Origin of the sequence: Hungatella sp. SB206 (genome assembly GCF_051132295.1) — a bacterium.
In the GTDB taxonomy this organism is placed as follows: Bacteria; Bacillota; Clostridia; order Lachnospirales; family Lachnospiraceae; genus Hungatella; species Hungatella effluvii.
Map to the genome: position 1 here is coordinate 4,616,422 of NZ_CP096603.1, position 17,700 is coordinate 4,634,121.

18 protein-coding genes are annotated in these 17,700 nt (G+C 50.4%); 1 reads left to right on the plus strand and 17 read right to left on the minus strand.

What is annotated here, in order from left to right:
• Position 1: 1 nt before the first annotated feature.
• The 17 genes from M1L66_RS20430 to M1L66_RS20510 all read right to left on the minus strand — a co-directional run bounded on the left by M1L66_RS20430 (position 2) and on the right by M1L66_RS20510 (position 16,629).
• Positions 2–1,366: a CobW family GTP-binding protein gene (locus M1L66_RS20430; protein WP_434687870.1), complete on the minus strand. Its 1,365-nt coding sequence runs from the start codon at positions 1,364–1,366 to the stop codon at positions 2–4.
• Between the two features lie 105 nt (positions 1,367–1,471).
• The gene (locus M1L66_RS20435; RefSeq protein ID WP_187019139.1) at positions 1,472–2,176 is read right to left on the minus strand and encodes a hypothetical protein; all 705 of its coding nucleotides are present in this window, start codon (positions 2,174–2,176) and stop codon (positions 1,472–1,474) included.
• Positions 2,148–3,179 (minus strand): zf-HC2 domain-containing protein, encoded by a 1,032-nt coding sequence (locus M1L66_RS20440; protein ID WP_187019137.1) that lies wholly within the window; start codon positions 3,177–3,179, stop codon positions 2,148–2,150. Before M1L66_RS20440 ends, M1L66_RS20435 begins: the two co-directional genes overlap by 29 nt.
• Positions 3,169–3,684: an RNA polymerase sigma factor gene (locus M1L66_RS20445; RefSeq protein ID WP_187019136.1), complete on the minus strand. Its 516-nt coding sequence runs from the start codon at positions 3,682–3,684 to the stop codon at positions 3,169–3,171. The genes M1L66_RS20440 and M1L66_RS20445 overlap by 11 nt, the downstream gene beginning before the upstream one ends.
• 102 nt (positions 3,685–3,786) lie before the next feature.
• The gene (locus M1L66_RS20450; RefSeq protein WP_434687873.1) at positions 3,787–4,182 is read right to left on the minus strand and encodes a metal-dependent transcriptional regulator; all 396 of its coding nucleotides are present in this window, start codon (positions 4,180–4,182) and stop codon (positions 3,787–3,789) included.
• A gap of 35 nt (positions 4,183–4,217) precedes the next feature.
• Positions 4,218–4,493, minus strand: coding sequence for a transcriptional repressor (locus M1L66_RS20455; protein ID WP_002603465.1), 276 nt, complete (start codon positions 4,491–4,493; stop codon positions 4,218–4,220).
• A 16-nt stretch (positions 4,494–4,509) separates the two neighbouring features.
• On the minus strand, positions 4,510–4,698 hold the full coding sequence (locus tag M1L66_RS20460) for a FeoB-associated Cys-rich membrane protein (protein ID WP_434687875.1): 189 nt from the start codon (positions 4,696–4,698) through the stop codon (positions 4,510–4,512).
• 62 nt (positions 4,699–4,760) lie between these two features.
• Complete coding sequence (gene feoB / locus M1L66_RS20465; protein ID WP_434687877.1) at positions 4,761–6,917, minus strand: ferrous iron transport protein B; 2,157 nt, start codon at positions 6,915–6,917, stop codon at positions 4,761–4,763.
• Positions 6,918–6,993: 76 nt separating this feature from the next.
• A complete protein-coding gene (locus M1L66_RS20470) occupies positions 6,994–7,215 on the minus strand; it encodes a FeoA family protein (protein WP_025530593.1) in 222 nt (73 codons plus the stop codon).
• 15 nt (positions 7,216–7,230) lie between these two features.
• Positions 7,231–7,443, minus strand: coding sequence for a FeoA family protein (locus M1L66_RS20475; protein ID WP_002603461.1), 213 nt, complete (start codon positions 7,441–7,443; stop codon positions 7,231–7,233).
• A 232-nt stretch (positions 7,444–7,675) separates the two neighbouring features.
• Positions 7,676–9,349, minus strand: a complete 1,674-nt coding sequence (locus tag M1L66_RS20480; protein WP_434687879.1) for a glycoside hydrolase family 2 protein — start codon at positions 9,347–9,349, stop codon at positions 7,676–7,678.
• Entirely contained in the window at positions 9,342–10,229 is an 888-nt protein-coding gene (locus M1L66_RS20485) for a sugar phosphate isomerase/epimerase family protein (RefSeq protein ID WP_434687881.1), read from the minus strand. The genes M1L66_RS20480 and M1L66_RS20485 overlap by 8 nt, the downstream gene beginning before the upstream one ends.
• 30 nt (positions 10,230–10,259) lie before the next feature.
• Positions 10,260–11,108, minus strand: a complete 849-nt coding sequence (locus M1L66_RS20490; RefSeq protein ID WP_002603458.1) for a carbohydrate ABC transporter permease — start codon at positions 11,106–11,108, stop codon at positions 10,260–10,262.
• Between the two features lie 12 nt (positions 11,109–11,120).
• Positions 11,121–12,041, minus strand: a complete 921-nt coding sequence (locus M1L66_RS20495) for a carbohydrate ABC transporter permease (RefSeq protein WP_434687884.1) — start codon at positions 12,039–12,041, stop codon at positions 11,121–11,123.
• A gap of 18 nt (positions 12,042–12,059) precedes the next feature.
• Positions 12,060–13,349: an ABC transporter substrate-binding protein gene (locus tag M1L66_RS20500; protein ID WP_187019127.1), complete on the minus strand. Its 1,290-nt coding sequence runs from the start codon at positions 13,347–13,349 to the stop codon at positions 12,060–12,062.
• Positions 13,350–13,607: 258 nt separating this feature from the next.
• Entirely contained in the window at positions 13,608–14,744 is a 1,137-nt protein-coding gene (locus M1L66_RS20505) for a glycoside hydrolase family 88 protein (RefSeq protein ID WP_434687886.1), read from the minus strand.
• Between the two features lie 28 nt (positions 14,745–14,772).
• Positions 14,773–16,629, minus strand: coding sequence for a DUF2264 domain-containing protein (locus tag M1L66_RS20510; protein WP_434687888.1), 1,857 nt, complete (start codon positions 16,627–16,629; stop codon positions 14,773–14,775).
• A 153-nt stretch (positions 16,630–16,782) separates the two neighbouring features.
• Here M1L66_RS20510 and M1L66_RS20515 point away from each other — a divergent pair, with 153 nt between their 5' ends.
• Positions 16,783–17,655 carry an AraC family transcriptional regulator gene (locus tag M1L66_RS20515; RefSeq protein ID WP_434687890.1) on the plus strand — a complete coding sequence of 291 codons (873 nt, stop codon included), beginning with the start codon at positions 16,783–16,785 and terminating at the stop codon, positions 17,653–17,655.
• Positions 17,656–17,700 lie beyond the last annotated feature (45 nt).

Sequence of the window (17,700 nt, forward strand, 5' to 3'; positions counted from 1 at the left end):
CTCACCTGCCAAACGCTTTCTTTAATTCGTCTTCTTTCAGCTTTGCGCCGATCACGCATACCTTGCCGGTATATTCCGGTGATCCGTCACGGATCTCATACTGCTCCGGTACAAGGTCGAAATAGAGCCAGCTTCCCTCTTTCTCTCCAGGAACCATGCCCTTGGCGCGAAGCACCTCGCCGTACTGGTCACCATATGCCAGTTCGTCCAGAATCCGGTCTAAGTCTTCCCTCGTCATGGCCGCAACATTCTCAAGGCCCCAGCTGGTGAATACCTCATCCGCATGGTGGTGATCGTGACCGCAGCTGCAGGCCTCGCCGTCGTTATGATGGTGGTGCTCATGATCATGGCCGCAGCCGCACTCCTCTGCTTCATGATCGTGGTCGTGATGATGATGGTGCTCATGATCGTGGCCGCAGCCACACTCCTCTGCTTCATGATCGTGGTCGTGATGGTGGTGGTGCTCATGATCATGGCCGCAGCCGCACTCCTCTGCTTCATGATCGCCGTCGTGATGGTGGTGGTGCTCATGGTCATGGCCGCAACCACACTCCTCTGCTTCATGATCGTGGTCGTGATGATGCTCATGGTCATGGCCGCAGCCACATTCCTCTGCTTCATGATCGTGGTCGTGATGGTGGTGGTGCTCATGATCATGGCCACAGCCGCACTCTTCCTCATCATGCCCGCAGCCGCACGCCCCGCCGTCATGGTCGTGATGGTGATGACGGTACTCCTCAACTTCCTTCATTAAGTCTTCCGCCATCGTATCCGGCTTCTCGATGATTTCCAGAAGCTGGGCGCCGCTTAACTGGCTGCATGGCGTTGTGACGATCACGGCCTTCGGATTCTTCTCACGGATCAGTTCCACAGCCTGATTTACCTTGTCCATGGCAGTAATGTCGGTACGGCTTAAAACAACCGTTCCTGCGTTCTCGATCTGATTATTAAAGAACTCGCCGAAATTCTTCATGTACATCCGGCATTTCGCCACATCCACGATGGTAACCGCGCTGTTCAAGGTAACCTCGATCTCCGCCGCCACATCTCTGACTGCCTTCATGACATCAGAAAGCTTGCCCACGCCTGACGGCTCGATGATCACACGATCCGGCTTGTACTTGGTCAGCACTTCCGCCAGGGACTTTCCAAAATCACCGACCAGGGAGCAGCAAATGCAGCCGCTGTTCATCTCACGGATCTCGATTCCGGAATCCTTTAAGAATCCCCCGTCGATGCCGATCTCCCCGAACTCATTTTCAATTAAAACCACCTGCTCTCCGGAGATGGCCTCCTCCAGCAGTTTTTTAATAAAAGTCGTCTTACCGGCTCCAAGGAAGCCGGATATAATATCAATCTTTGTCATATCGTTTAAGGACCTCTTTTCTTTCCAGGTTTTTCATTCATTACAACTACCTATTTTGTCACAAACCGCCTGTAAAGTCAAGCCGGAGACCCTTATTGTACTTCATCATTTTTTCTCAATCATGGTGTTTTTCAGTTCTTCTACGCACTCAATGAAACCGTTATCCTTGTAAAACACCATATTTTGATCCCCGCGGTCCATATAAATCAGTCCTTCTTCTATATTAAATATGGGATCGTATCCGTGAAAATATTTCTCCGGAAAGGAGAACCAGACAAACGAACGGGCCTGCTTCCCTTCTCTCACCAGCTTTTTCAGCTCCGCCTGTCTCTCGGCCGGCTGCCTCTCCAGGGAAAATGCCAGCATCTGAAGCCGCGCCAGAGTCTCGTCTCCGGACGCCAGATTCACATTCTCATTCTCATCACGTAAGGCGATCCAGGCGGAAGCCGCAGGTTCCTCATACCCCCGCTGTACGATCAGGCGGCAGTGTAATACGAAGCCGCCCAGCGCGCAGTCGGCAATCAGGAATCCGGCCAGCCCCGCCGCCACTATATACTTCTTTTTCTGGTGTTCAAGCGCAAGCACTGCCATCGTGATCACCGCCATGCCTAAAGTGCAGAACAGCACTGTTCCATATCCCTCCGGCAGGTTCATGGTACTCATCTTATCCGGCATGAACTTCTGCATAAAATTGAGGATCTTCCAGTGAAAAAAGCGGACCGCCACCACATAGACCATCAGGGCCGTAAACAGGAACGCAAGGATCCAGTCTTTTTTCGTTTTAATTCTCCATTCCGCCAATTTCTTCATCTGTCAGCGTCTCCTCCCCGTCATATTCATCATATAAGGACTCCAAACAGTCCTCCTGGTACCGAACCATATATCTGGAGAATTCTTCCGGCACCCGGTATACCGTACCGTGCTCCGTCACCAGATAATGCTCCTTCGGATTTACCTCACAGATCATGGAATCCTGCCGGTGTTTTCCCAGAAAGATCTGAAGCTGCAGTTCATCCTCGGGTACCCGCACATCAGGGCTTAAGCGTTCCAGGGGATTCCCGTCCTGGTAAAGTGCATCCCGAAGAATGCGGAAAATGGTGTCATTCCCTCCCGGCTTATCCTCTTCATAGTAGCCGTTTCCCCGGATTTCGGTCGCCAGAAAGAATCCGGTTACGTCCTCCATACGGTCATCCTTTGCCGCCATTACGGTGTCCGCCTTTAACAGCGCCCCCGTCCACAGAAGGACTACAGCCGCCCAGACGGCTGCAAATTTCAGATAGCGCCGCAGCGTAAAGATCTTCGAATCTCCGGTAAAATAGGCGAGGCTGCCATAGACAGCGCCCCCGATCATAACCGGCGTAATCCGCTCCGCCAGAAACGTAAGAAGGCCTCTTCCCGGGAAGAATTCATTGAACTCCGTAAACATGCCGTTCCCGCTGTAATAGCCGTAGGGCTGCGCATGAAACAGATTGTGCAGCATCTCACTGGCCTTGTACGGGATGGCCAGAATCACCTTTGTCACAAGAAAGGAATCCGTAAAATAAGTGATGGAAAACCAGCCCAGCACGAATCCCACCAGGGTGAACACCAGGATCCTTCTGGTTCCTTTTTCAAAATGGACCACCCGCTCCTTAAGCCCCTCATCCGTACCGCTATATCCGGCCTCCGGTATGTCCAGCTCCTTCCCTTTCTCCAGATACCCCTCGACCAGCGCGCGGCATTCCCCGCATTCCTCCAGGTGCTTTTCCACTTCCGGGTCCTCGATATTGCCCCGTAGATACTCCAGTACCCGATCTCTGTAATCACATGCCACAGCTGTCACCTCCTCTCTGTTCATACCGGCTCCGGTACTTAAGCCTGGCCCTGTGAAGCCTGACCTTTACCACGGTTTCCGAAAGCCCTGTCACTCTGGCAATATCCGCGTACGCCATCTTTTCATAATCGCGAAGCAGGATGATCGTCCTGTCGTCGGCATTTAAGGAAGAAAGCACCTCCCGGATCAGTTTTGCCTTTTCTTCCTTCAAAAGCTTCTCCTCCGGTCCGCTCTCATACCCGGCCTCCAGCCGTTGTATGTCGGCCTCTTCCAGGAGAACCGGCTGTTTCTTTCTGGCAAAGGAAAGAAAGGTGTTCCGCGCAATCGTCAGGCACCACGTCTTTTCACTGCAGTCCTCCTTAAAGCCCTTAAGCCCCAGATAAACCTTCAAAAAGGTCTCCTGCGCCAAATCCTCCGCCGTATCTTTATCCTTCGTCATATAGGAAAGGTAACCGTATACCGCGTTTTTCTGCCTCTGGTAAACTTCTTCAAATCTCACTCCCACGGACGTCTCTCCTTTGTTTTTTCTTCACTCGAAACCGTCTTCACCTATATAGACTCCGTTTTTCTCAAAAAGTTACATTCAAAGATAAAGAAAAGCAGAAACCTACAGGCTCTGCTCGCTCATAAATCTTTTAATTCCCAAAAATACTTCCTCACTGATAATATGTTCCATGCGGCAGGCGTCTTCCTCTGCCTCCTTCAGGATTCCGATGGCACGGCTCACACTTGGTTTGCTGAAATTCAGTTCGTGGGCGATATCGATGGAACGCACCGTCCCATTTTTCTCTCTCAGACGCAGGATCGTCTCCAGATAATTTTCTCCGGACTCATACATGGCAGTTTCTCCCCATTTCATCCCGTGTGTATCGCTTCTATCATATACGATTTTTTTCCATAAGTCCACTCCCGGTCCGTATTCCGAAAACGAAGGAACCGGCCGCAGCGCCCTGCAGCTGTCTGCACGGGTACCACGCCGGTTCCTGTTATTCTCATTGAGCACCGTCAGCGCTTCTCCTGCCCGGGTTTTTGATCCCGTCAGGCGCTGGCGCTGTCTCCGTCTATCCGGTAAAGGTTCTTTCTCTGGATCAGTCCAATCTCCTCCAGGGTCTTCACCATCCGGTAAACAGTGGCCATTCCGATCGTGGGGTCCTTTTCCAGTGCCTGATAATACATTTCCTTACAGCAGCAGCATTCGTCCTGCAGAATCACATCAATCAGAATCTGTCTCTGGTTTGTGATTCTGCAGCCGTTTTTCTTTAATTCCCGAATCACATAGGCGCGTTTCTCTTCGAGGATATCAGCCTGATTCATCTTATCAACCTCCCCGTTATGAGCGCGGCTTATGGCCTGGAACGCAGCCATGGCAGCAACTGCATTGTCCTCCGCAACCGCTCTTGCTTCCGCAGCTGCAGGTTCCCCGGTTCTTATACACGGAACGGATCGCAAGTCCCGTCAATACGAGTAATATCAGTGATATCATAATTGTCGCCGCATTGGCAGCTATCCAAGTTACCATAAGTATCCCTCTTTTCTATTCAGTCTCCTGGTAGTCCGTCCTCCAGGTCCCTGTGCATCTGCTTAAATTCTGGCCGCTGCGGCTCCTGTCTTTTTGTCAGCCTTCGGAGCCGGACGGAACAGCAGATACAGAGTTACAGCAAGAACAATAACAGCAGAGGCTGTTCCAATACCGAAACCACCGCCCATGGCGAATGATCCCAGCTGATAGATCATTAAGCATACCGCATAAGCAAATACATTCTGGAAGATAACTGCAAACGCGGTCCAGCTCTTATTTCCCATCTCCTTCGCCATGGTGCTGATTGCAGCCAGACACGGAGAATCCAGTAAGTTAAAGGTTAGGAAGGTAAATCCTGCAAGGGCGCTTCCGTGGAAGAAATCAGTCATAACGTACTGCCACAGAGCGGCGTCACTCTCCGTCGCTTCCGCCATATTGGCAAGGACACCCATGGTGCTGACGATGCCCTCCTTTGCCACAAATCCGGAAAGGGAGGAGGCAACCGCCTGCCAGCTGCCGAAGCCCAGAGGCGCAAAGATCGGAGCGAGGAAGGTGCCGATGATCGCGAGGAAGGAAGCTTCCATATCCTCAACCATGCCGAAGGCGCCGTTTTCCACACCGAACGTAGCCAGGAACCACATCACCATACAGCAGAGGAACAGGATTGTTCCCGCTTTCTTTAAGAAGCTCCATACACGCTCCCATACGTGAAGCAGCACGGTCTTCACTGACGGAACGTGGTACTGCGGAAGTTCAATTACGAACGGTGACGGATCACCTGCAAACATTTTCGTTTTCTTTAAAATAATACAGGATACGATAACCGATGCAATTCCGATGAAATACATGCTGGGTGCCATCCACCAGGCCCCACCCATGATCGCACCTGCTACCAGTGCGATAACCGGAAGCTTTGCGCCGCAGGGAACGAAGGTCGATGTCATAATGGTCATACGGCGGTTTTTATCATCTTCAATGGTTTTAGTGGCCATGATGGCCGGAACGCCGCATCCGGAAGAGATAAGCAGCGGGATAAAGCTCTTTCCCGATAATCCGAATCTGCGGAAAATACGGTCCATGATAAATGCAACTCTCGCCATGTATCCGCAGTCCTCCAGGACAGATAAGAACAGGAAGAGAATCGCCATCTGAGGAGCGAATCCGATTGGAGCCGCCAGACCTCCGATGATACCATCCACAACCAGGGAAACGAGCCATTCGGAAGCGCCTGCGGTCTCCATCAAGCCCTGAACGGCCGGCTGGATCCATGCGCCAAACAGCGTATCGTTGGTAAAGTCGGTAACAATGGTTCCGAGCGATGTGACGGAAACGTAATAGACCACAAACATCACGGCCACGAAGATCGGAAGCGCCAGGATTCTGTTCGTTACAATCCTGTCAATCTTGTCCGAAACGGTCATTCCCTTTCGGTTCTTCTTTAAACAGCCCGTAATGATTTTCGATATGTATTCGTATCTCTCGTTGGTGATGATACTCTCCGCATCGTCATCCATCTGCTTCTCGGCATCCTTCACGATTTCCACGATGCGCTTCGAGGAATCGGCAGAAAGCGGGGTCGTACCCAGGACCTTCTCATCCTGCTCGAACAGCTTAATGCTGTACCAGCGCGCCAGATGGTCCGGAACGGAATTGGGAAGGAGGTCTGCGATATCGGCCAGATAGCCTTCCACCTCTCTGGAAAACTCATGCTTCGGCACCTGAATGGTCCTGGCATTTGCCAGACGAACCGCACGGTCCACCACTTCAGTCAGTCCCTCGCCCTTTAAGGCGGAGGTAGCAACCACTTCACAGCCAAACGCTGCCGCCAGCTTCTTCTCGTCGATCTTATCGCCGCTCTTCACCGCCAGATCCATCATGTTCAGGGCGATGACAACCGGAATCCCCAGCTCCAGCAGCTGTGTCGTCAAATATAAGTTACGTTCCAGATTCGTGGCGTCCACCAGGTTAATAATCGCATCCGGTCTCTCATTGATTAAATAGTCACGGCTTACGACCTCTTCCAGTGTATACGGTGACAGGGAATAAATTCCCGGAAGGTCGGTGATAATGATGTCTTTCTTTCCCTTCAGTTTCCCTTCCTTCTTCTCTACCGTAACTCCAGGCCAGTTTCCAACATACTGGTTGGAGCCTGTTAAGTTATTAAACATGGTGGTTTTTCCGCAGTTTGGATTACCTGCCAGTGCAATACGGATTGCCATACTCTTGTTCCTCCTTTAGTTAGCCATCTCTAACTCTCATTCTTAAAATATAGGGCGTCCGCCCTTCCCTGATCTTTTACTCTACCACAATCAGTTCCGCATCCTGTTTTCTCAAAGAAAGTTCATACCCTCGCACCGTTACTTCCACCGGGTCCCCGAGCGGCGCAACCTTCCTGACAAATACAGAACAGCCTTTTGTGATCCCCATATCCATAATCCGGCGTTTGACTGCGCCCTCTCCGTTTAACTTCTTCACGGTTACGGTCGTGCCGCATGGAATTTCCTTCAAGGTCTGCATCCTCTTTTCCTCCTACTAAACCATAATTTTTTTTGCCATATCCTGATTCACTGCGATTCTGGAATCCTTGACATTGACTATCATATTTCCGCTGATCGTCGATACCACGGTGACCACTGCGCCCGTTACAAAACCAAGATTCTCCAGAAAACGTTTCGTCTCTTCGTTCCCGCCGATTTTACGTATTACCTGTGCTTCGCCGGTTCTTACCATGGTTAAAGGCATCATATTCACCACCTCTGCTTAATTTTGAAAATTATTCTCAATTTCATTTTCTTTACAGTAGTTAGTATATGCTAATCCAAATAAAAAATCAAGTACTTTATTGAAAATAATTCTCAATAAGGAAAATAAATCCAACTATGCGGAAATTTTTAAAGGAAAGAGGAACAGGCTTTTAAAAAAACAGCAGGGGAAAACCGCGTTTTCTAAACACGTTTTTCCCCTGCTGCTCTCCCTGTCATTTATCTTCGTAAGCGTGGTAAATCCGCTTTACCACATCATAGGCCAGCTTGCGCCGCCTGTATTCATCCACAATCCCCTTATTATTCATGGTGCGGGGGCGGCTGGCGAACCACTCGTCACTGACCCTCACGTCACTGAGCTGCCAGATAAAGATACCGCTGCAACCTTCCTGCTCAAGAACCGCCGTAATCTGGTCCTCCAGAGCCTTTGCCTGATATTCCTCCGACCATTTGCACAGAGTGTGGCTTCTGAAACCATAGATGGCGCCCGCACCGATCTCAGTAACCAGAAACGGCTTGCCGCTTCCTTCGCTCTCACGCTGAACCCAGTCATAGATATCCTTCACATACTCACTGGCCGGCGTCTCATGATACCACTCCGGATAAAGATTATAAGAGACAATCTCCGGAAGCCCGAAACAGATGTCCGTCTTAAATTTACAGCTTGCAGACGACCTCGGCCTGGAAAAATCCATGTGCTTAATCAAGTCGTACTGCTTCTTATAGCACTCATAGCCGTACTCCGTATCACTGGCACACTCATTTAAAATGCCCCAGATAATGACAGACGGGTGATTGATATGAGCCGTGATCATTTCCTCGATACACGTTTCCGCCTGGCGCTCGAAATTCGGATTCTGCATATGCTCCAGCGTCAGCCCCCGGGCATGGTTTTCCTCCCATACCAGAATTCCCTGCTCATCGCACAGATCAAGAAACAGTTCGTCGTTGGGATAGTGAGCGGTACGGATGGCATTGGCCCCTAAATCCATGGCCGTCTCCAGATCCTGCTGGATCGCCGCATAGGGCAGGGCGCATCCGAACATCGGATGGTCCTCGTGGCGGCAGAACCCCCTGATACGCAGCTTCTTCCCATTTAAAAGAATATCTTTGCCCTCCGTCCTAATCTCGCGGAATCCCATGCGGTCGATCTGGTCGTCAAACGCTCCGTTTTCATCCGAAAGCGTGGCCCGGACTGTATAGAGCTTCGGGTTTTTGATCTCCCAGGCCTCCGCCTCTGCCGCGGACAATTGAAAGTCCACGGTTTTCTCCCCGCCGGCCTCCAGTGTCAGTTCCATGGCTTCAGAGGCAATCCCGGCCAAGTCCAGATAAAGCCTGCATGCTTTCCCGGCCGCGGACCAATTTTTAACCTTCACTGAAACCAGGGCTTTCCAGCCGTCCTTCTCCATGACCGGGACTGCGTGAATGTATTCAATGTACGTATCCGTCAATTCCTCCAGAAGGACACCGCGGCTGATGCCGCCGTAGCTCATGTAGTCATTGGGTATGTGGAGTGCGCTGGCCTCGCCGAACGTATTATCTGCATAGACCTCCAGCAGGTGCCTTCCGGCCATCACATCTGTGACAGCCACGGCGAATGGCGTATAAGCATTATAATGGCTGCCTATCTCCCTTCCATCCAGACAGACCCTTGCCGTATGACTGACGCCCTTGAATACCAGCCGGAACGCCCCTTCCGTCTCAATCTCTCTGGAAAACACGCCGACTCCCCTGTAAGAGGAAAAATCAGGCATGGATTCCCAGCAGCCCGGAACAGCCGTCCGGTATTTTCTGCCTGCCAGATCACCTGTACAGGGCGAAAATTCCCACAGGCTGCCGCTCAATTCCCGGACCTTTCGGATCTCATGGGTGCAGAATGTCCTAATCATGCGCGCCCTCCTCCTGCCGCTCCACGGCGTCCACGATTCTCCTGATACAGTCAATATCTGTCTTCAGCTTCTGCTCTGAGCTTTCCGCGGAGGAGAAATCCTCAAAGGTCACATAGCCGTCATACCCCACCGCTTTAAGCGCCTGAAAACACCGTTCAAAATCGGCATATCCGTCTGTAAACGGGGCCCAGTCAGGGACGTATTTTTCGTTTCCATCCACGTTCTTTTTCACCCAGCACGCATTCTTAATATGTACCAGGTCGAGATACGGTCCAAGTATCTCAAAGGCCATCTGATACTCCTCGAAGCCTTCATAGATCACATTTCCCGTATCGTAGATCACGCCAATATACCGCGGATCAAAAAGGCAGGCGAGGCGGTATGCGGCGCTGGCGGACGGTGTGATCGTCCCCATGTGCATTTCAAAATCAGCTTTTACCCCATGCTTCCTGGCGAGCACTTCCACCTTTTTAAATCCGGCTGCCGCTTGTTCAAAGGTCTCCAGGTAATTCTGCCCTTTATGATAGGGGAGAGAATTGACGCGGATCCGGTTACAGCCCATCTTCACGGCTGCCGTCATACACGACTCAATCCTGGCCTCACTGTCGGCGCAGTTTAAATACGTTGCCAGGGCATTTACCTTGATCCCATACCGATCAGACAGCGCCTTTAATTCCTGCGCTTTCTCATCTATCGTGGCGATATCCACCGTACAATAGTTGTTTTTCCAGTAAGACGGCGCCTCCTTTACTGCCCCGGGATCTGTTGGAAGATCCGTCACCCTCCAGTCCACACCGTCGTACCCGTATTCCTTCATCTTCTTAAGCGCCTGTTCCGGCGTCATTTCCGGTACACTGACCGTAAATAAAGAGTATTTCATACCGTCTCCTTTTCTTTCCTGAATTAGCTTCTATCCCTTGATACCGGAACTCGCCACGCCCTCCACGAAGTACCTCTGTAAACAGATAAACAGAATCAGGACCGGGATCAGGGCAACCGTGGCCGCGGCCATAATCTGGGCATAGTTGGAGGAATACTGGCTGTTAAACATACGCAGCATCAGCTGAATGGTCTTTTTTTTCTGGGAAGACAAATAGATTAGCGGCCCCATAAAATCGTTCCACTCAAAGGTAAATGAGGTAATGCACAGAGTGGCGATCGCCGGCTTCGACAGCGGAAGCATCAGCCTCGCCCAGATTCCGTACTCACTCAGACCGTCGATTCTCGCCGCCTCCAGCAGTTCGTTGGGGATTCCGATAAAAAACTGTCTCATCAGGAATACGCCCATGGCTGTAAACGCATGCATCAGAATAATGCCCAGATGGCTGTCGGTCAGGCCGAACAGCGTCATCATCTTGTACTGGGGAACCATATAAACCTGCCATGGTATTGAGATCGTCATGACGTACATCATGAAAATAGTATCTCTCCCCTTAAAGCTCAGCTTCGCAAATGCATAAGCTGCAAAGCTCGACGTGACCAGCTGCAAAACGGTGGTGCATACCGTCAGCTTCGTCGTATTGAAAAAGCCCGTCAGAAGCGGAACCTTCTTCCATATTTCTGCATAGTTGCTCCACTGGGGAACGGGCGGTATCCATACGATCGGAAAGGAGAATACATCCTTCTCGAACTTTAAGGATGCCGACAGCATCCATGCAAAGGGAATAAGCATAATAACTGCCATAATAATCAGTGCTGCGTACATAAACGCTGTCTTAACCGCAGAGACAGCCGAATTTTTATTATCTGCCTGCTTCATACTGCTGCCTCCTTATAAGTAACTTGTAAATCGTTTCTCACCTTTAAACTGAATCAGTGTCACACCCATGATAATGACGAACAGAACCATGGCCACCGCGCTGGCGTAACCAAACCTGGAGCTTACGAACGCGCTGTTGAAAATATGGTAAGCCAGAACCTTGGTTGCCTCGCCGGGTCCTCCCTGTGTCGTGATATACATAATATCATAGGATTTGAAGGTGGATACCATCAGCATCATCAAAATAAAGAACGTAGTAGGGGTTACGCAGGGCCACGTAATGTGGAGGAACTGCTGCCATCTGCCTGCTCCGTCCAGAGAAGCCGCCTCGTACAAATCCCCCGATACGCCCTGGAGGGCGGCCAGATAGACAATCATGTAGTACCCCATCCCCTTCCACACGGTCAAACCGATGATCGTCGGCATAGCCCAGGTCGTAGACGCCGCCCATCTCGGCGGATTGGACACACCGAGCGCCATCAGAAGCCCGTTGACCGGGCCGCGGTCCGGATTGAATAATGCCATCCAGACCACTGCCACGGCTACCAGGGAAGCCACGTACGGGAAGAAGAGAACGGAGCGGAAAAACACCCGGCCCTTTAAGTTTTTGTTCATCAGAATGGCCAGAAACAGCGATAAGGCCAGCGTTACAGGCACTGTCACGACCGTATAATAAAGGGTGTTTTTCAAAGCAATCCAAAAGCTTGAATCATTGGTAAACATCGTGATAAAATTCTTTAAACCTACGAATTTAACCGGATTCCCGGAATCCCATTCGCAAAAACTGAGCAGCAGGGAAAAGACAATCGGTATAAATGTAAAAATGAAAAATCCGATTAAATTAGGTAGGATAAATGAGTATGCGACTAAGTTCTTTTTTCTGGCCAGAGACCGTTTCTTCGATATTTGGGCCGCGCTGTTTTCTCTGTTCATATGTCCGCCTTTCTCCAGTTACTTGGACTGCGCTTCCTTAACTCTCTCTGCCATCTTCCGGAGACCATCCTCCACAGTCACACTCTTTGTCATGATGGCGCTGTGCTGTTCCTGGTAAATGTTATCAATTTCCTTGGCAAGCCTGTCCATACGCTGCTCCACTACATACTTATCTATATCAATATACTTTGATAAGCCTTCCGGAGCATTGGGCGATGTTTTGGGAATATCATCAAAGATCTGGCTGACCTGATCGGAGTTGTAGCCTGGGACAATTCCCTGTTTTGCAAGGACCTCTGCCCCCTCTTCTCCGCAGATATAGTTGATAAAGGTCCACGCCTCTTCCGGATGCTTTGCATACGCCCCGATGGATACCGGAGTCACGCCGCCAATCGCGGCCTCATTGCCGATTCCTTTGTCATTTGGAAGGCTGCAGACACCCCAGTTGAAGTCTTTTACATTTTCCACGCACATGTTGATAAACCAGGTTCCAATCTGAAGCATAGCCGCCTGCTGGTTATAGAATACGCCGGAATAATGGATGTTGGAGGACTTCAGCATACCGTAGTCCTGAACAACTTCTTCGTCCTGCATGGCCAGAATCTCATTATAATACGGCACCAGATTTTCATAGCTGTCCGTATCGAGAACGTCAAATTCTTCGACTCGTCTGGCGAACTCGGACACATTGCTGGGCCACGTATGGACATGGGCGCCGTAGACCTTGTCATTTCCCATTCCGCTCGTCATTATGGCAGCCAGCTCATGGTATTCCTTCATCGTCATGCCGTCCTCGGGATAAGGGACGCCGGCCTTGTCGAATAAGTCTTTGTTATAGAAAATCATATTATTGTCTTTTCTGAACGGAACTCCATACGTCTTGCCGTTTAGCTGAAGCTGGTCCACAAGACCGGAATACGCATCCTTTTGAAAAGAGGCGTCCTTCCCCATAAGATCATCCAGCGCCAGAACGTGTCCCTGTTCCACCAGTGCGCTCAGTGCAGGTGTTCCCTTTGTGAACACAACATCGAAGTCCTGTTTGCCGCCCAGCTGTGTGATCACCGTGTTGTCGTACTCATCCGCAGAGAATTCGACCGGTTCAACGGTAATATTGGGATACTTTGCCGTAAATGCATCAAACATGGTCTTGTAATATTCGGTATTGGAATAATCCCACAGGGCAACCTTAATGGTCACCTTCTCCTCCTGGCTTCCTTTGGCTCCGGCGCCTGTACTGCTGCATCCTGCAACGATACCTGCTGCCATAACCGCCGCCATAACACCCGCTGCCAATCTTCTTTTCTTCATTTTTTAATCCTCCATTTTCTTCATTTATCTTTACCTGGAAAAACCAGATTTTGATTTTGGAAATATAATACGAATTATGGTGGACTTAATTTTACGAGATTGGGGAATAGCTTGCATTACACGAGAAAGGAAGTGCGTTTTCCAGATAAAAGAGTCAGAATAATCAGATTTTTAAATAGCTCACGTCCTTTTTAGACATGAAAATACCGATAATACATGACATAATTCGTATTATCGGCAGTAACTGCAACTTTTGTATTACCAAATAAACAAATCTTCACCAGCAAGCTTCCATATTGCCTCAATAAAATAGTAATCACCGTAAATAATGGCAATTTCATGTTCTTTATCATGGTAAGCCGCCGTACACCGCTCCAGCAGATGATCCTTCTCCGTTTCCCAGCAGCAGCGGGACGCGTCGAGGGCCTTTAACATCTTCAGCGCGGCGTTTCTATAGAGGCTGCTGTCTCTGCCCTCCGTGTGCCTGGAAAGCTCGATCAGACCGCAGGACGCGATCGCCGCCGCAGTGGAATCCTCCCAGGCGCATTCGGCCGGCTGCCGGAAATCAACGGGAATCAGGCCGTTCTCCGGCGTGTTGGCCATAAAGTAATGGGCGATCCTCTTTGCCGTGTTAAGATAATGCCCGTCACCGGTATGTATGTAGCTCAGCACAAAGCCGTATAAGCCCCAGCTCTGTCCCCTGGTCCAGGAAGAACCGGTCTCATAGCCCTGCCCCCCATAGCTTCGCACCCTCTCTCCTGTAAAGGGATCAAATTCCACAATATGATTGACGGAACCGTCTTCTCTCACGAAACATTGCTGCGCCATATTGGCATGCGCCACAGCGATCTGCTGAAATCTGGGGTCCTTCGTCTCCTCGGAGGCCCAGTAAAGCAGCGGGAGATTCATCATACAGTCGATAATCGCCCATCCGCGGTGATCATCCTCTCCCCAGTCATTCCATGCCCGGATAAAGTTGCCGGCAAGATTGAATCTGCCTGCCAGGTTATTGGCAGCGAGCAGGGCTCTGTTCCGGGACTCTGTATTTTTCGTCAGCCTGTAGTCCGCCACAGCAGTTGGCAGCCATTTAAAACCATTGTCATGGTCCAGGCCGTCTGCACGCATCAGCACCGCATCCAGCTTTCTCTCCAGTTCCTCAGCCGTCTCCCGGTAGAGCTCATCACCCGTCAAAGCGTAAAGCTGCCACATCATACCGCCCCAAAAGCCGTTGGTCCACCAGGAGATATCCTGGCTTCCGGACCGGTCATCGAAGACGCCGTCCACCGTGGTATACGGTATCTTGCCGCGGCTGCGTTCTGTCACAGGCTTTATCTTCTTTTTTATTTTTTCCATTGTCTCAGCAGCCCATGCCGCATCCTGTTGTGATAAATACATTGCATTCTCCTTTCTCTTGTTTCTTATGTCATAAAAGGGGGACAGTCACTGTCCTGCCTCTGTATGCAATCGTAACACTTCCCTCTTCCACACTCACGAAAGGCTTCTGCCCGGCCATTTCCCCGGCACTGGCGAAGCGGTCTGCGAACACACTGGTAATCAGTAAATGGCTGCCCGGTTCCAGTTCCGCTGTCACGGTTGGAATAACCGTGAGATTATAGAATAAATTGGTATTCGGAAACGGCGTCACAAGCTTTGCCGTCCCCTCAGTTTCGGCCACAATTCCGCTTACTCCCCACGAAGCCCTTACAAATGCAGAATCTTCCGTGATTTCGATATTCTCCGCTTTCAGTCTGCCCGTCCCGGCTCCCTCCGTCACTTCAAAGCACCGCTCCTGAGCAATGGAAAAACCTCCGTCTGCTGCCGTTACCGGTACGCAGTTGGTAATCTGGTGAATCCGCACATGCCAGGGGGAGCAGGGAACCACTGTGCTTATTACCTCCACACCGGTCATCGGGCTGTATTTTGCAGAAAGCTTTTCCTCATCCGAATTAAAGTCTGTCTGACCGTATCTCATGCAGTAGCGGTTCTCTCCCTTTACGGAAAATGCCAGAGTATTGTCAAATGCCCCCTGTTCCAGGCTGGTCCCTCTCGCAACACTGAAGCCAAACTGGTTGGAATATACGAATTTCTCGTATTTTTCCGCGCCCCTGCCGTGATCCAGCGCCAAATGCTGCCCCGTCACGTAAGCCAGCACGTGATCGTTGTCATCATGGGTAACAATCATGTGCGGGTGCTTTAAATATTTCACCGGTTCATAAGGGTACGCCTTGGGCTCAGCCGTCCAGAATGGATGGTTCTCATTCAGTCCGAGCACGATAAACGCCTTATTGCACCAGTAGGGGGAACCGCATCCATTGTAATTCTCACTCATCAAAAGATTCGGATATCCGTACCCAATGCTCAAAATCCCCGTGTTATCGAAAATGGGACGCCGCATCCACACCTCGATATTCCTTAAAACCAGATTCTTAAGCACGCCGTAATCCACATCGAGTCTGGCGTAGGCCATCGCTCCGAACAGGCCGCTGTGCGCAAAACGGTAGGTCAGGCTCCTTCCAAAAGGAATCTCTTCCCCATTATTCGCAAACCAGTAGACAAAATCATCAAAGAACTTCGTACTGCGTTCCTTAAGGATCCGGCACCTCTCAGGCTCCAGCGCCTCCATATGTTCCGCGTAGATCAGTCCGTAATAGTGGATCGCGAATGCCACATAATAATCGACCTGGCCCGGATTGCCGTCGTAATACCAGCCATCGCCGGTATAGGAGCCTTCGATCAGCGCAAAATCCTCCTCCATTCTATCTTCCCGCCACTCCAGCCCCAGCAGCCGAAAAGTCATATTCGTGAGAATTCTGAAATACCTCCAGTTATTCTTCGGCATGTCGTAGTCATTCATCTGTCTCAGCCACCGGTACAGGTTGTCCTTCTGGCCGTCAGTCAGCGCGTCCCACAGCTCCCTGCGGTTGACCGTTATCGAAAATACGAGCGCCGCCACCTCCACCATCTTCTGATCATAATCAAATATGTCGGCCCAGTACTCGCTGTCCCCGGGATCCGTTCCATGGATGATACCGTTCCGATAGAGTACAAGCCACTCCCTTATCTCCTCCTGCTGTTCTGCGGGAAGCCCGGAGTTATCCGCTGACCAGAGCGGCCCCAATCCCCAGAGCACCCTGGCCCAGCCTTCCATCCTGGCTGACTTTTCACCGTAATGGGCCCCTGTATTCCCCACATGAAGAAATGCCCTCTTCGGACTGTAAAATGCTTTCAGCGGCCTTATAAAATCCAGAAACAGCTGAACCATATCATTTCTTGAGTTCATTATTATGTCCATCTTTTTCACTTTCATCTTTCTTTTTTTGTGTATATTAACCATATGACTTATCATATCATAATTTTCTTTTCATAATATTGTTTTTTATGCTATATTTATGTCATATCATGCTGCGCATATCGTCAGAAAGGAGAGCTTCCAATGTTTGAAATCACCACACAATCCATCAACCAGCTGCTGATTTCCCATCACCGCACCTGCCAGAAGCAGGATCGTACCCTGCATATGCACAACAACGCATACGAGCTTCTGCTGTTTAAAAGCGGTAATGTAGACTATTTTATTAATGATGTCACCTTCCGCCTTATGCCCGGCGATCTGATTTTCATTTGTCCGAATGACATACACGGCCTGTTCATCAGCGATGAGACGCCCTATGAGCGTATGCCTGTCCATTTCGAAGAAAGCTTTGCCGCCTCCCTGTCAACCCCGGAAACAGATCTCTTCGCCTGTTTTCAGAATTTCACTCCGGACCCTCCCTGCCATCTGGACAGCAGACAGCTTCAGCAATACGAAGCGTGTGTGGATACCATTATCAACAGCTTAAACAAAAAAGAATTCGGGTATGATATCCGAATCCGGTCCTGTCTCTCCTGGATTCTCCTCTGCGCGAATGAGGCCATCCGTTTTGAATCCGCCTCTGCGGGAGACGTATCCCCCGAGATAATCCGACAGGCCCTGAGCTATGTCAATAACAATCTGACCCATGATATATCCATACAGACGATCGCCGCCGCACTGAATATCAGCGGTTCCCGTCTGAGTCATATATTCAAGAACTATACCGGAACCTCCCTGTGGAACTACATCATCGCACGCCGCATCCAGCACGCCGGAATCCTCTTAAAACAGGGTGCCTCCATCACAGACGCCTGTTACGAATGCGGATTTAATGATTACTCCCATTTCGTCAAGGTGTTCCATAAAATCATGGGAGTCTCCCCCGGCAAATATGTGAAAAATATGGCCACCTACACCACCGAGGGTCAGTCCAGCAACTTAAAATTCTTATAGCAAAGGTTCCTGTTACAGAATAAAGAGTCCGGCACATCCCCCGGA

Bases quoted from the DNA above. Each gene is read 5' to 3' on its own strand.
- M1L66_RS20430 (WP_434687870.1), bottom strand. From the start codon at position 1,366: ATGACAAAGATTGATATTATATCCGGCTTCCTTGGAGCCGGTAAGACG.
- M1L66_RS20435 (WP_187019139.1), bottom strand. From the start codon at position 2,176: ATGAAGAAATTGGCGGAATGGAGAATTAAAACGAAAAAAGACTGGATC.
- M1L66_RS20455 (WP_002603465.1), bottom strand. From the start codon at position 4,493: ATGAATCAGGCTGATATCCTCGAAGAGAAACGCGCCTATGTGATTCGG.
- M1L66_RS20460 (WP_434687875.1), bottom strand. From the start codon at position 4,698: ATGGTAACTTGGATAGCTGCCAATGCGGCGACAATTATGATATCACTG.
- feoB (WP_434687877.1), bottom strand. From the start codon at position 6,917: ATGGCAATCCGTATTGCACTGGCAGGTAATCCAAACTGCGGAAAAACC.
- M1L66_RS20470 (WP_025530593.1), bottom strand. From the start codon at position 7,215: ATGCAGACCTTGAAGGAAATTCCATGCGGCACGACCGTAACCGTGAAG.
- M1L66_RS20475 (WP_002603461.1), bottom strand. From the start codon at position 7,443: ATGATGCCTTTAACCATGGTAAGAACCGGCGAAGCACAGGTAATACGT.
- M1L66_RS20480 (WP_434687879.1), bottom strand. From the start codon at position 9,349: ATGATTAGGACATTCTGCACCCATGAGATCCGAAAGGTCCGGGAATTG.
- M1L66_RS20485 (WP_434687881.1), bottom strand. From the start codon at position 10,229: ATGAAATACTCTTTATTTACGGTCAGTGTACCGGAAATGACGCCGGAA.
- M1L66_RS20490 (WP_002603458.1), bottom strand. From the start codon at position 11,108: ATGAAGCAGGCAGATAATAAAAATTCGGCTGTCTCTGCGGTTAAGACA.
- M1L66_RS20495 (WP_434687884.1), bottom strand. From the start codon at position 12,041: ATGAACAGAGAAAACAGCGCGGCCCAAATATCGAAGAAACGGTCTCTG.
- M1L66_RS20500 (WP_187019127.1), bottom strand. From the start codon at position 13,349: ATGAAGAAAAGAAGATTGGCAGCGGGTGTTATGGCGGCGGTTATGGCA.
- M1L66_RS20505 (WP_434687886.1), bottom strand. From the start codon at position 14,744: ATGTATTTATCACAACAGGATGCGGCATGGGCTGCTGAGACAATGGAA.
- M1L66_RS20510 (WP_434687888.1), bottom strand. From the start codon at position 16,629: ATGAACTCAAGAAATGATATGGTTCAGCTGTTTCTGGATTTTATAAGG.
- M1L66_RS20515 (WP_434687890.1), top strand. From the start codon at position 16,783: ATGTTTGAAATCACCACACAATCCATCAACCAGCTGCTGATTTCCCAT.